Below are 13,739 nucleotides of genomic sequence, written 5' to 3'. Positions count from 1 at the left end.
TCAGTGCGGACCCTCCGAGGTGCTCCCGTTCGGGTTGAGATCCGACGGGGTGGAGTTGCCACCGCCCACGGCCACCTGACCGTCGGCCTCGGCCTGCGCCTTGAGCTTGTCGCGCTCGGCGGGCGTCAGGACCGGCGGGGCCTCGGACGGCAGCCGCTTGCCGAAGCCGTTGAACGGCGACATCGGCGCCCGCTTCTGCACCCGGGCGCAGATGCGGTCCATGTCCTGCTGGGTGATGGTCTCCTTCTCCATCAGCTCCAGCACCATGGCGTCGAGGACGTCGCGGTACTCCACCAGGATCTCCCACGCCTCGTCGTGCGCCAGCTCGATGAGCGCGCGCACCTCGGCGTCGATCTCCGCGGCGACGGCGTCGGAGTAGTCCCGCTCGTGGCCCATGGACCGGCCCAGGAACGGCTCGTCGTTGTTGGAGCCGTACTTGACCGCACCCAGCTTGGAGCTCATGCCGTACTGGGTGACCATGGCGCGGGCCAGGCCGGACGCCTTCTCGATGTCGTTGCCGGCGCCGGTGGTGGGCTCGTGGAAGACGAGCTCTTCGGCGGCGCGGCCACCCAGCGCGTACGCCAGGGTGTCGATCATCTCGGCGCGGGTCTGGGTGTACTTGTCCTCGGTCGGCAGCACCAGCGTGTGGCCCAGAGAGCGACCACGCGGCAGGATCGTCACCTTGTGCACCGGCGCCGAGTGCGGCAGCGCGTACGCGACCAGCGCGTGCCCACCCTCGTGGTACGCGGTGATCTTCTTCTCGCTGTCGCTCATCGCGCGGGTACGCCGCTCGGGGCCGGCGATGACCCGGTCGATCGACTCCTCGAGGAACTCGTTCGAGATGGCGCGCTTGTCGTTACGGGCGGTGAGCAGCGCCGCCTCGTTGATGACGTTGGCCAGGTCGGCGCCCGAGAAGCCGGGCGTGCGCCGGGCGACCGAGTCGAGGTCGACGTCGGGCGTGAACGGCTTGCCCTTGGCGTGCACCCGCAGGATCGCCTTGCGGCCCTCCATGTCGGGGTTGTCGACCGGGATCTGCCGGTCGAAGCGGCCCGGGCGCAGCAGCGCGGGGTCGAGGATGTCCGGCCGGTTGGTGGCGGCGATCAGGATGACCCCGCCCTTGGTGTCGAAGCCGTCCATCTCGACGAGCAGCTGGTTGAGCGTCTGCTCGCGCTCGTCGTGACCGCCGCCCATGCCGGCGCCGCGGTGGCGGCCGACGGCGTCGATCTCGTCGACGAAGACGATGGCCGGCGCGTTGGCCTTGGCCTGCTCGAAGAGGTCGCGGACGCGGCTCGCGCCGACACCCACGAACATCTCGACGAAGTCGGAACCCGAGATCGAGTAGAACGGCACGCCGGCCTCACCCGCGACGGCGCGGGCCAGCAGGGTCTTACCCGTGCCGGGCTGGCCGAAGAGCAGGACGCCCTTGGGGATCTTGGCGCCGAGGGCCTGGTACTTCGCCGGGTTCTGCAGGAAGTCCTTGATCTCCTGGAGCTCCTCGACGGCCTCGTCGGCGCCCGCCACGTCGGCAAACGTCGTCTTGGGCATGTCCTTGGTCAGCATCTTGGCCTTGGACTTGCCGAAGTTGAGGACCCGGGAGCCGCCGCCCTGCATCTGCGACATGAACAGCAGCAGCAGGATGACGAGGATCGCGATCGGCAGCAGGTTGACCAGCAGGCTCAGCAGGATGCTGTCGCCGGAGACCGTGGCGTTGAAGGTGCCGGTGACCCGGCCCTGACTCTTCGCCTGCTGGACCTGATTCCAGACCTCGTCCGACAACTCGTACGGATACTGGGTCTCGATCTTGTCCGTGGTCTTGCCGTCGAACCGCTCCGGGGCGGCCAGTTCGAGCTGGAGCGTCTGCTCCTTGTCCTCCTGGACGACCTTCTTGATCCCGGGCTGGTTGAGTCGCTCGAGGACGAGCGAGGTGTCGACTCGCTGGTAGCTCGGACCACTGGTGAAGAATGAGCTCAGCGCGATAGCACCGATGATCACCAGAATGATCCAGACCACCGGGCGGCGGAAGAAACGCGTACGTTCCATACTGTTGTCGGGCGCCTGATGCGCCCGGACCCTCCTGATCGGCGTCCTGGTCACCTGGGTGGACGGGCCTGCGTCGCCGAGCGCCGGGAGGCGCTCGAGCCACGCAGACACTGCCGGGTATGAATAGCCTCCTGACCGCGGGGCAAACCCGAAATGGCCCGTCCGCTACCGACCCGACCCCTCCGGCGCTCGTGACACTGCGCCATCGGTCACTCGACCGTACACCGTGGGTGCCGCGTACGACTCCGTGAGCCCGGCCTGGGGACGGGCCGCCGTCACCCGAAGTTCACGCTCCCGGCGGCGATAAATCGCCGCAAAGACGGACAATACCCCTCCGGATAGGAGCGGTCACCCGATTCCTGAGAGTCGCCTGGGAGACCGTTCAGCTACGGGCGTACACCTCGGGCTTCAGCACCCCGACGTACGGCACCTCGCGGTAGCGCTCGGCGAAGTCCAGGCCGTAGCCCACCACGAACTCGCTCGGGATGTCGAAGCCGACGTACTTGGTCGGCACCGGCACCTTGATCGCGTCCGGCTTGCGGAACAGGGCGACCACCTCGACGCTCTCGGGGGAGCGGGACTGCAGGTACTTCATCAGCCACGAGAGGGTGAGCCCGGAGTCGACGATGTCCTCGACGATGATCACGTGCCGGCCGGCGATGTCCCGGTCCAGGTCCTTGAGGATGCGGACCACCCCGGAGGACGTGGTGCCGGAGCCGTACGACGAGACGGCCATGAACTCCATCTCGGAGGACGGGCCCTGCCGCCCCAGCGCGCGTGCGAAGTCCGCCATGAACATGACCGCGCCCTTGAGCACGCAGACCAGCAGCACGCCGCCCTCGGCGTCCGCGTAGTCGGCGGCGACCTGCTTCGCGAGCTCTTCGGTCTTCTCGCGGATCTGCTCCTCGGAGATGATCACGCGGTCGATGTCGGCGTCGTACCAGGAGCCGTCTGCCATGCGCCTAGCCTGCCGTATGCGGTGGGTCCGGCGCGGCCGGGGGCGGTGGGTCCGGGCGGCTCAAGCGCAGGTTATGGGCGATTCCGGCCGCCGGATCCGGAGTCGCGCCACGCTGAGTGACAACAGTCACAGGTCGACGCGCAGCAAGTCACCCGCACGACGAGCCACCAGGATTCCGGACGGCAACGCCGTCGGCCCCTGGCCGTGCCAGCGGGTGACCAGGGCATCGAGGGCGTCGACGTGCCGGTGGGAGAGCGCCGAGCCCGGCGCGCCCAGCTCCGCGGCCCAGGCGTGCAGCACCCGGCTCCGGATCGCCGCCGGAAGAGCCGCCAGCTGCGGAACAGACAGGCCCGCGGCGGAACGGACCCCGGCCAGCGTCTCGGCGGCGACGGAGTCCAGATGGTCGACGTCCGCCGCGACCAGGGAGGCAGTTCGCGCGAGGTTGGCGACGACGGCCGGTCCGAGCGCCGCGACCACCGCCGGCAGCGCGTCGGCGCGCACCCGGGCCCGGGCGTACGCGGGATCGCTGTTGTGCGGGTCCTCCCACGCGACGAGCCCGAGCGCGGCGCAGGCCTTGCGGGTGTCGGCGCGGGAGACGTCGAGCAGCGGCCGCACGAAGATGCCCTTGCGCCGCGGCATCCCGGCGAGTCCCCGCGGTCCAGCACCGCGCGCGAGCGCCAGCAGCACGGTCTCGGCCTGGTCGTCGCGGGTGTGCCCGAGCAGGACGGTGCCGCACCCGATTCGCTCGGCCAGCGAGGAAATCGCCTCGTAGCGAGCCTCCCGGGCGGCCGCCTCGGGCCCTCCGGGCCGGCCGGCGACGCTCACGGTCGCCACCTCGACCGGGGCGAACCCCACCGCGCGGCCCCACTCGGCCACCTCGGCAGCCCTCCCGGCCGACCCGTCCTGCAGCTGGTGGTCGACGGTGACCAGGCCGGCGGCCACCCCGAGACGGGGGGCCACGAAGGCGGTGGCGGCGGCGAGGGCGAGGGAGTCGGCGCCGCCGGAGCAGGCGACCAGGACCGGCCCGGACGTCAGCGCCCCGCGGACCGCCGCTCGGACGGTCGCCACCGGCGGCGGGATGCGAGCCACAGGACCACGTTACGAGGCGAGCCCGACCGGGCCGTGCACCCGGGCCACCCACGCGTCCGGGTCGCCCAGCTCCTCGAGCCGGGGCAGGGTCAGCGGCGAGCTGAAGATCTTGTTGAAGCCGGCCATGCCGACCCGCTCGACGACGCCGTGCACGAACTTGCGGCCCTCGGCGTACTGGCGCATCTTGACCTCGATGCCGAGCAGGCGCCGGATAGCCTTCTCCAGCGGGTTGCCGCCCTCGCGGCGCTGGTTGAACTTGGCGCGGATCGACTCGACGGACGGGATGACGTCCGGGCCGACGCCGTCCATCACGAACTCGGCGTGCCCTTCCAGCAGGGTCATCAGCGCCGTCAGCCGGTCGAGGACCGCCTTCTGCGCGGGGGTCTGCACGATGTCCAGCACCGACGAGCGGCTGTCCGGGTCGCGCAGCGCGTCCGACAGCGTGGCGACCCCGCGGCGCAGACGCTCGAGGATGTGTTCGCCGCTCTGCGAGGCGTCGACGAAGGCCTGGACCTCGCCGAGGAAGTAGCCACGCATCCACGGCACGGCCTGGAACTGGGTGAGGTGGGTGACCTCGTGCAGGCAGACCCAGAGCCGGAAGTCACGCGGGTCGGCGCCGAGCTTGCGCTCCACCTCGACGATGTTCGGCGCGTTCAGCAGCAGCTGGCCGGGCTCGGCGGAGAACACCTCGTACTGCCCGAGCACGCGGCCGGAGAGGTACGCGAGGACCGTGCCGGCCTGCACACCGGTGACCCGGGAACCGATCGCGTCGGTGAGCGCACCCGGCTGCCGGTCGCCGGAGAGGCGGCTGACCAGCGGGATGATGACCTCCTTGAGCCCGGCGATGTTCACCGAGGCCCAGTCCTTGCGGTCGACGACCCGCACCGGCGGCCCCTCGACCTGCGGGGTCAGCCCCGTGTACGCGGCCACGTGGCTGCGCGCCTCGTCGGTGAGCTCGCGCAGCTGGTTGACCACCTGCATGGCTTCCTCGTAGGACACCGCGGGGCCGGATTTCGACAGCGCGCCCGCGGTGGCGGCGGCCAGATCCCAGTCAACGAACTGCGCCATGCTGACCACCGTACCCGCGGTGTACCAGGCGACGACCCTGAGAAATCCCCTACTGGCAGCCGCAGGCCACGAGCTTGGCGGCGATCCTGTCGAGGGCCTGCCGGGCCGCGCCGGACTCGCCGGTGGCGTCCGCCAGGATCGCGAAGACCAGCAGCCGGCCGTCCTTGGTCACCAGCTCGCCGGAGATCGCGTTGACGCCGGTGAGCGAACCGGTCTTCGCACGGACCAGCCCCTGGCCGATCTGGTTGGGCTGCGGCGTGGCGAAGCGGGTGCGCAGGGTCCCGGACCAGCCGGCGACCGGCAGGCCGCCGAACATGCTGCTCAGCTCGGGGTGCTTACCGCTCGCCGCGAGCGTCAGCAGATCGGTGAGCAACCGGGGGCTGATCTTGTTGCGCCGGGACAGGCCGCTGGCGTCGGAGAGGGTCGCCTCGTCGGCAGGCAGCCCGAGCTCGCCGAGCTCGGCGGTCATCGCCTTCGCCGCACCGTCGAAGGACGCCGGTTGGTTCGCGGCGAGAGCGACCTGGCGGGCCAGCGCCTCGGCGAGGACGTTGTCGCTCTGCTGCAGCATCCAGTCGACCACGTGGACCAGCGGCGGTGACTGCACCTCGCCCAGCGCAGAGCCGGGCTCGGGTGCCTTGCCCTTGCGGACCGCCCCGGACGGCAGGCCCAGCTGTTTTGCGAACGCCCGGCCGGCCGCCAGCGCCGGATCGGTGAAGCGCGGGTCGCCGCCGACCTCGTTGTGCACCGGCTCGATCCGCCCGGCGTTGGTCATCAGCGCCTGGATCCTGGACGCCTGACCGTCGCCGATGACGTCGCCGTCCCAGCCCGGCCCGGTCTCGCTGCCGGTGAACAGCGACGTGTCGACGAGGACCCGGGTCGGCTTCTGAGCGCCGAGCGCCTTCTTGACCTGGGCCGCCAGCTTGTCGAGGCGGGCGGCGCCGGGGAACTGGTCGTCGGCGTCGACCGCGAGCGTCGGGTCGCCGCCGCCGACCAGCACGACCTCGCCGGGCTGGGTGCCCGCGACGGCCCGGGTGCTCAGCCGGTAGGCCGGTCCGCGCGCGGCCAGCACGGTCGCCGCGGTCAGCAGCTTGGTCGTGGAGGCGGGGGTGGTCCCGGTTCCGGCGTTCTGCTCGAACAGCGGGTCGCCGGTCGCCGCGTCCACCACCGAGACGTTCACCCGTGAGCCGAGCGCGGGCGCGTCCACCAGCGGTCCGATGGCCGCCTTGACGCCATCCGCGGTGGGTGCGGTGCCGCCGGGCCCGGCGGCGACCAGCACCGGCGTGGGGGCCGGGTCGGGCGTCCGGGACGCGCTGGGCGTCGCCGTCGGCTCGGCGGCGAGCCAGCCGTCGACCGGGCCGGGCTTCGCCTGCAGGACCGCGCCAGCCATGACGAGAAGAATGACAAGACCCACCAAAGAGCCCAATACGGTACGCCGGGCGCGTTCTGACGCCCATCTCGGCGGCGTCCCGGGGTGGTCCGGCACGGGGCCGCCCGCACCGGGCTGACCAGGGGGTCCATCGATCGGTCCAGGATTCTGCGACGTTTGAGGCGATTGACCGACATTAAGGGGAACCGTGGCTCGACCATAGGTGTGACCACGGGGTCTGGGGGAAACCGGCGCAATGGGGGGCACAGCGGCCCGCCCTACCGGAGAACCGTTGTTCCGTCGCTCCGACACGCCGTCGTACTCAGGAGTGTTCTGTGAATCTTGCCTCCCCACGCGCCCCTCCCCCGTACATAGCCGCAGACTTAGGGGAGACTACAAACATCCGGCACACCGGTGCGCACGGATCCTGTGGGGCTGAACACCGCCCCGCTCCGTCGCCGGGCGCCAGCCGGGACCGTGGCGGGGCGAACAAGGGAGCTAACGATGGATTTCGACGTACTGGTTGAGATCCCGAAGGGCCAGCGGAACAAGTACGAGGTCGACCACAAGACCGGCCGGATCCGTCTCGACCGGACGCTCTTCACCGCGACGCAGTACCCGGCGGACTACGGGTACATCGAAGGCACCCTCGGTCAGGACGGCGACCCGCTCGACGCGCTGGTGCTCATCCAGGAGCCGACGTTCCCGGGTTGCCTCGTGCGCGCCCGGGCCATCGGCATGTACCGGATGACCGACGAGAAGGGCCGCGACGACAAGGTCCTCTGCGTGCCCTACGAGGACCCGCGGCAGGAGCACCTGCGCGACATCCACCACCTCGGCGAGTTCGACCGGATGGAGATCCAGCACTTCTTCACGGTCTACAAGGACCTCGAGCCGGGCAAGTCCGTCGAGGGCGCGACCTGGGTCGGCCGGGTCGAGGCGGAGGACGAGATCCGCGCCTCCTTCAAGCGCGCCGAGGCCGCCGAGCACCACGAGGACGAGGGTCACTGACCCAGCGACACGTCGACGACGGCCGGGCCCGCGCCCGGCCGTCGTGCTATCCGATGCTGATCGAGCTGACCAGGCCGTAGAGGCCGACCACCGAGCAGGCCACCGGGATCACCGCCACGACGGCGAGGCTGTCCAGCAGGTCGGCCGCCCGGCCCAGGTACGGCGAGGGCGCGCGCCGCGACCACGTGGCTCCGGCGGCCACCGTGGCCATCGCGAGCAGCAGGCCCGCCACGCTCAGCACCAGCAGCATGGCGTCGCCGGCGCCCCACACCAGGTCCACGCCCAGCGCGAAGGCACCGAACAGCCCGGCGGAGACCAGCGGCACCCGCTGGCGCAGCGTCACGAAGAGCCGCGAGCGCAGCAGCAGCGCCGCCACCGCCAGCCCCATCAGGATCCGGGCCGCCGTCCCGCCCGACGAGGCCAGGACGACGAACGCACCGGCAGCCAGCACGGCGTGACCGATCAGCATGCCGGTGAGCAGCTCCTCCGTACGGTTCACCGCGGCGAAGACGCGCTTGCGGTCGGGCAGCTCCCGGGCCGCGTCCAGACCGCCGGGGCGAGCGCCGGTGAAGCCCTGTTCGGCCTCCGCGCCGCTCGGCAGCGTGACCGGGGGCGTCGGCATCTTGCCCAGCCGGATCGCCAGCAGCGGCATGGCACCGATGCCGCAGACCAGGATCGACATCAGCACGGCGGCCGCACCGGCAGCCGAGGTGAGCAGCCCGGCCAGGGCCGCCACGGCACCGAGCAGACCGGCCGTCACCCCGGCCGCGAAGACCCGCTGCGAGGCCGCCACGCCGACCCCGCCGAGCGCCGCGAGCAGCAGCAACGCCACCGAACCGGCGAGCAGCTCGGGCCCGCCCAGCCACGGAAGCAGGGGGAACACCCCGGCGCGGTCGGCCGCACCCTGACTGACCAGCGCGGCGCCGCCCGCGAACGCGTACGGCAGCGCCAGCCCGCCGAGGGCCGCACCCGCGCGCGCATCCCCGTACGCCCGGGAAGCGGTGATCCCCGCGAGCGAGAGCAGCAGTCCGACGCCGAGCCCGACGAACGCCGCGCCGCCCCACTCGGGGCCGGCCATGAGCACGGCGAGCACGCCCAGCGACAGCAGCACGGCAGCCGCGGCGAGCGTGGCGGTCCGGGTCGAGGCCGCGGACCAGATCGTCCCGCGGCGCCGGGCACCCTCGGCGATCGCCTCCACGACGTCGTCGTACTCGAGCTCGGGCCACTCCTCCCGCGCCGGCACGAGGTGAAGTACCTCACCATCACGGACGCCCTGCGGGAACAGGCCCTGCGCGGTGGCCAGCGCGACACCGTCCGTACGCCGCAGCACCCACCCGCCGTGCTTCTCGCCGTCGTCGGCCAGCCCCTCGCCCGCGTGGCGCAGCACCTCGGGCAGCAGCTCGGCGAGCGGGACGTGCTCCGGCAGCGCCACATCGACGCGGCGCGAGGGCGCGCTGATGGTGACCCTGGCCAAGCCGACTGTCATGCCGTATTTCCCATCGGTGGTGACGGAGCTGCGGAACTTGAGGGACTTTACCTATCCTGGGCCCGGCGCGGTGAGCGGCGACGGGTGCTGCGGGCGAGGTACGGCCGGCTTCAGTCCGTTTTCGGGCGGCGGGCGGGGCGGTCGGATGGGGGAAAGGGACCTATGAGCACGGTGGTGATCAAGCGGGCCGCGCGGCGCCCGGCTCCGGAGATCCCGACCGGCGAGCTCGCCGTCGACCCGCCGCCCGAGATCCCCCAGGCGGTCGGCGGCCGCTGGCAGCAGGCGTTCATGGTGCTGCCCATGCTCGGCGGCTCCGTCGCGATGGCGATGATGATGGGCCAGGGCAAAACCGGCCCGTTGTCGTACGTGATCGGCGGCCTCTTCGGCGTCTCGTCGCTCGCCATGCTGGCCACGTCCTTCGGCGGCAGCGGCTCCCCCAAGAAGACCGAGATGATGGCCGCCCGCCGCGAGTATCTGCGCCACCTCGCGAGCCTGCGCCGCCGCGTCCGCGACACCGCGACCAAGCAGCGGGTCGGCCTCTTCTACCGCCACCCCGACCCGACCCAACTGTGGTCCACCGCGGGCAGCCACCGGGTGTGGGAACGCCGCTCCGCCGACCCGGACTTCGGCGTCGTCCGGCTCGCGGTCGGCCCGCAGACCCTGGCCACGCCGCTGATCCCGCCGGTGACCCGGCCGCTCGAGGACCTCGAGCCGATGACCGCGGGCGCGCTGCGGCGGTTCCTCGACGCGTACTCGGTGGTTCCGGACCTGCCGGTCGCGGTGTCGCTGCGCGGCTTCGCGCGGGTGTTCCTGCGCGGCAACGGTCCGAACGGGGAGGCCGACGCCCGCGCCCTCACCCGGGCCGTGCTGACCCAGCTCGCCACCTTCCACGCCCCGGACGACCTCATCATCGCCGTCTGCGCCGGGCCGGAACGCCGGGCGATGTGGGAGTGGGTCAAGTGGCTCCCGCACAACCTGCACCCCTCGCGGACCGACCGCCTCGGCCAGGTCCGCCTCGTCGCCAGCGCCGGCCCCGACCTGGAGAAGCTGCTCGAGGACGTGATCGGCAACCGGCCCCGGTTCAACCCGGCAGGCGTCAGCACGAGCGGGCCGCACGTGGTCATCGTGCTCGACGGCGCCGACCTCAAGGGCGCCACCCAGCTCGACGACGGCATCGACGGCGTCACCGTGCTCGACCTCGACGACGTGCCGCCGCGCCTGCTCGACCGGTCCCTGCTCGTGCTCGAGGTGCGCGCCGACGGTGGGCGGCGCGAGCTGCACACGTACGCGATGGACCACGCCGCGGAGGTCGGCACGCCGGACCGGCTCAGCGAGGAGGAGGCCGAAGCGGTCGCGCGGCGTCTCGCGCCGCTGCGGCTGGCCGCCATGTCGAAGTCGGCGGACACGCCCCTGGCGACCGAGATGGGCCTCGCCGAGCTGCTCAACCTGGGCGACCCGGAGTCGTTCAGCGTCGCCCAGGCCTGGCTGCCGCGGCCCAACCGGGACAAGCTTCGGGTGCCCATCGGCCTGGGCGCCGACGGCTCCGCCATCGAGCTCGACCTGAAGGAGTCGGCCCAGGACGGCATGGGCCCGCACGGCCTGCTCATCGGCGCCACCGGCTCCGGCAAGTCGGAGCTGCTGCGCACGCTGGTGCTCGCGCTCGCGGCCACGCACTCCTCCGAGACGCTCAACTTCGTGCTGGTCGACTTCAAGGGCGGCGCGACGTTCTCCTCACTCGACCGGCTGCCGCACACCGCCGCCGTCATCACCAACCTCGCCGACGAGCTTCCGCTGGTCGACCGCATGGTCGACGCGATCGACGGCGAGCTGATCCGGCGTCAGGAGCTGCTGCGCAAGGCCGGCAACTACGCGAGCCTGCGCGACTACGAGAAGGCGCGGGCCGGCGGCGCCGCCCTCCCACCGCTGCCCTCGCTGCTCGTCATCTGCGACGAGTTCTCCGAGCTGCTCTCGGCGAAGCCGGACTTCATCGACCTGTTCGTGCAGATCGGACGGCTGGGGCGTTCGCTCGGGGTGCACCTGCTGCTCGCCAGCCAGCGGCTGGAGGAGGGGCGGCTGCGCGGGCTCGACACCCACCTGTCGTACCGGATCGGTCTGCGAACCTTCTCCGCGCTCGAGTCGCGGGCGGTGCTGGGCGTGCCGGACGCGTACGAGCTGCCCCGCGCACCGGGCCACGGTTACATGAAGTTCGGCACCGAGCCCCTCGTACGCTTCAAGGCCGCGTACGTGTCCGGGGTCTTCCGCAAAGCCGGCAGCCGCGGTCCCGGCACGACCCGCGACGGCGCCGCGCCGCAGGTCCTCGCCTACTCGACCCACTACGTGCCGGCGCCCAAGCCGGTGCAACCGGTCCAGCCGAAGCCGGAGGACGTGCCGGCCGGCGAGAGCCTGCTCGACGTGATGGTGGACCGGCTCAACGGCCAGGGACCGCCCGCCCACCAGGTGTGGCTGCCGCCGCTGAACAAGTCGGCGACCCTCGACGAGCTGCTCGGCCCGGTCGTTGCCGACCCGGCGCGCGGCCTGGCGTTCGCCAACCCGGAACTGCACGGCGCCCTGCAGGTGCCGATCGCTCTCATCGACAAGCCCCGCGAGCAGCTGCGCGACGTGATGTGGCTGCAGCTGGGCGGCGGCGCGGGCCACGTGGCCGTGGTCGGCGGCGCGCAGTCCGGCAAGTCGACCACCCTGCGCTCGCTCGTGTGCGGCCTGGCACTGACCCACACCCCGGCCGAGGTCCAGGTCTACTGCCTCGACTTCGGTGGCGGCTCCCTCGGCACGCTGCGCGACCTGCCGCACGTCGGCGGTGTCTACGGGCGCCTCGACGCGGTCGGCGTCCGGCGTACCGTCGGCGAGGTCTCCACGCTGCTCAGCGAGCGCGAGCAGCGCTTCGGCGAGCTCGGCATCGACTCCATGGCGTCCTACCGGCGGCGCCGCGCGGCCCAGTCCGGCCTCGGCACCGGCGCGGAAGCGGACCCGTTCGGCGACGTCTTCCTCGTCGTCGACGGCTGGACCACGCTGCGCAAGGACTACGACGAGCTCGAAGGCGTGATCACCGACATCGCGACCCGTGGACTCTCCTACGGCATCCACGTGGTGACCAGCGCACCCCGCTGGATGGACTACCGCCCGGCGATCCGCGACCTCTTCGGCTCCAAGGTGGAGCTGCGCCTCGGCGACCCTACCGACTCCTCGGTCAACCGACGGCAGGCGATCAACGTGCCGGAGAAGCCCGGCCGTGGTCTCGTCGAGCACCCGACCGACAAGAACAAGGCCCTCCACTTCCTCACGGTACGGCCGGAGCTCAGCAACGCCGAGTCCACCGAGCTGGTCAAGATGATCGCCAGCGCGTGGACCGGGCCCGTCGCGCCCCGCGTACGGTTGCTGCCCCCGTCGCTGCCGTACGCCGACATCGACCTCAACCGCTCGACCGGCCTGCGCCTGCCGATCGGCATCGCCGAGGCGGACCTGCAACCGGTCGAGATCGACTTCGCGAGCGACCCGCACTTCCTGCTCTTCGGCGACGCCGAATGCGGCAAGTCGTCGTTCCTCCGCGCCCTCGCCACCACCATCATGCGGCGCTTCCAGCCGACCGAGGCCCGGATCATCCTGGTCGACTACCGCCGCAGCCTGATGGATCTGCCGGAGAGCGACCACCGCATCGGGTACGGCATCCAGGCGCAGAAGACCCTCGAGCTGATGGAGTCGGTGGCCGGCTACATGGAACGCCGCCTGCCGGGCCCGGACGTGACCGCCCAGCAGCTCCGCGAGCGCTCCTGGTGGAACGGTCCGGAGCTGTTCGTCCTCGTCGACGACTACGACCTGATCGCGTCGGGCCCGACGAACCCGCTCCAGCCGATCCTCGAGTACCTCCCCCAGGCCCGAGACGTCGGCCTGCACCTGATCGTCACCCGCCGGGCCGGCGGCGCCAGCCGAGCCATGTACGACCCGGTGATCCAGCGCCTGCGCGAACTGTCGTCGCCCGGCCTCGTGATGACCGGCCCGTCGGACGAGGGAGCGCTCATCGGCCCCGTACGCCCCACCCTGATGCCACCAGGGCGTGGCCGCCTGGTCACCCGACGTGAGGGTGTCCGGCTGGTGCAGCTTTCCCACCTGCCTCCCTTCTGAGCTCCGACCTGCCCAGACGCACCAAGGGTGCGATCCACATCGACAGACCCCAGCGACAACGCGCGGATTCGGAGTAATCTCCCTCCATCGACCGCCCGTCAGAATGGTCCGCCGTCCAGTGAGCGCTGTGAGCGAAGCACCGCACGCGTCCCGTCCGTCCCGGCGTGACGCTTCCGCGCCGTCCCCGGAACGCGGCGGTGCCCGTTGGTGAGACTTCTTGCCGCACGTCTGTGGGCGGCCGGTGTGGCCGCCGGGTTGACCGCGGCCCCCGTCTTCGCCCCGGCCGTCGCGTCCGCGGCTCCCGCTGCCGCCGCGCCTGCCGCCATTGCCCCCGCCACTTCCGCAGTTTCTGCGGTTTCAGCGGGCGGGTCCGGCGCCGCATCCGAGGCCTCTTCGGGTGGGTTCGCCGCCGGTGGCGGCGGGTCGGCCGCGGAAACCTCGAGTTCAGTTCCTTCAGCCTTTGAGACGTCACATTCTGATTCGTCTACTTCCGAGGCGTCTCACTCAGGATCGTCTACTTCCACCGACTTCCCGGACTCCTCTGGCTCCCCGGACTCCCCGAAGTCCTCCGGCTCCCCGGCCTC

8 protein-coding genes are annotated in these 13,739 nt (G+C 71.7%); 2 read left to right on the top strand and 6 right to left on the bottom strand.

Annotated features, from left to right (window positions below; all coding sequences use genetic code 11):
• The 5 genes from ftsH to dacB all read right to left on the bottom strand — a co-directional run bounded on the left by ftsH (position 1) and on the right by dacB (position 6,542).
• Complete coding sequence (gene ftsH / locus AB0J80_RS00580) at positions 1-2,040, bottom strand: ATP-dependent zinc metalloprotease FtsH (RefSeq protein WP_364698778.1); 2,040 nt, start codon at positions 2,038-2,040, stop codon at positions 1-3.
• A gap of 382 nt (positions 2,041-2,422) precedes the next feature.
• Positions 2,423-2,998 carry a hypoxanthine phosphoribosyltransferase gene (gene hpt / locus AB0J80_RS00575; protein WP_364698776.1) on the bottom strand — a complete coding sequence of 192 codons (576 nt, stop codon included), beginning with the start codon at positions 2,996-2,998 and terminating at the stop codon, positions 2,423-2,425.
• Positions 2,999-3,124: 126 nt separating this feature from the next.
• Positions 3,125-4,087, bottom strand: coding sequence for a tRNA lysidine(34) synthetase TilS (gene tilS / locus AB0J80_RS00570; RefSeq protein WP_364698774.1), 963 nt, complete (start codon positions 4,085-4,087; stop codon positions 3,125-3,127).
• 9 nt (positions 4,088-4,096) lie between these two features.
• Positions 4,097-5,155 (bottom strand): zinc-dependent metalloprotease, encoded by a 1,059-nt coding sequence (locus AB0J80_RS00565; RefSeq protein ID WP_364698772.1) that lies wholly within the window; start codon positions 5,153-5,155, stop codon positions 4,097-4,099.
• 49 nt (positions 5,156-5,204) lie between these two features.
• Complete coding sequence (dacB, locus tag AB0J80_RS00560) at positions 5,205-6,542, bottom strand: D-alanyl-D-alanine carboxypeptidase/D-alanyl-D-alanine-endopeptidase (RefSeq protein ID WP_364698770.1); 1,338 nt, start codon at positions 6,540-6,542, stop codon at positions 5,205-5,207.
• A 483-nt stretch (positions 6,543-7,025) separates the two neighbouring features.
• On the opposite strand from dacB, the gene AB0J80_RS00555 reads away from it, so the two are divergent.
• Positions 7,026-7,532: an inorganic diphosphatase gene (locus AB0J80_RS00555; protein ID WP_364698768.1), complete on the top strand. Its 507-nt coding sequence runs from the start codon at positions 7,026-7,028 to the stop codon at positions 7,530-7,532.
• 46 nt (positions 7,533-7,578) lie between these two features.
• Here the strand turns inward: AB0J80_RS00555 and eccD are convergent, their stop codons facing one another.
• Complete coding sequence (eccD, locus tag AB0J80_RS00550) at positions 7,579-9,018, bottom strand: type VII secretion integral membrane protein EccD (RefSeq protein ID WP_364698766.1); 1,440 nt, start codon at positions 9,016-9,018, stop codon at positions 7,579-7,581.
• A gap of 162 nt (positions 9,019-9,180) precedes the next feature.
• Here eccD and eccCa point away from each other — a divergent pair, with 162 nt between their 5' ends.
• On the top strand, positions 9,181-13,155 hold the full coding sequence (gene eccCa, locus AB0J80_RS00545; protein WP_364698764.1) for a type VII secretion protein EccCa: 3,975 nt from the start codon (positions 9,181-9,183) through the stop codon (positions 13,153-13,155).
• The last annotated feature ends 584 nt before the right edge of the window (positions 13,156-13,739 follow it).

Source organism: Actinoplanes sp. NPDC049548, from assembly GCF_040676695.1.
Taxonomy (GTDB): Bacteria; Actinomycetota; Actinomycetes; order Mycobacteriales; family Micromonosporaceae; genus Actinoplanes.
This window is presented reverse-complemented; position numbering and strand designations above follow the sequence as displayed.

Coding starts and splice junctions, on each gene's coding strand:
- ftsH (WP_364698778.1), bottom strand. CDS start 2,040: ATGGAACGTACGCGTTTCTTCCGCCGCCCGGTGGTCTGGATCATTCTG.
- hpt (WP_364698776.1), bottom strand. CDS start 2,998: ATGGCAGACGGCTCCTGGTACGACGCCGACATCGACCGCGTGATCATC.
- AB0J80_RS00565 (WP_364698772.1), bottom strand. CDS start 5,155: ATGGCGCAGTTCGTTGACTGGGATCTGGCCGCCGCCACCGCGGGCGCG.
- dacB (WP_364698770.1), bottom strand. CDS start 6,542: ATGGCTGGCGCGGTCCTGCAGGCGAAGCCCGGCCCGGTCGACGGCTGG.
- AB0J80_RS00555 (WP_364698768.1), top strand. CDS start 7,026: ATGGATTTCGACGTACTGGTTGAGATCCCGAAGGGCCAGCGGAACAAG.
- eccD (WP_364698766.1), bottom strand. CDS start 9,018: ATGACAGTCGGCTTGGCCAGGGTCACCATCAGCGCGCCCTCGCGCCGC.
- eccCa (WP_364698764.1), top strand. CDS start 9,181: ATGAGCACGGTGGTGATCAAGCGGGCCGCGCGGCGCCCGGCTCCGGAG.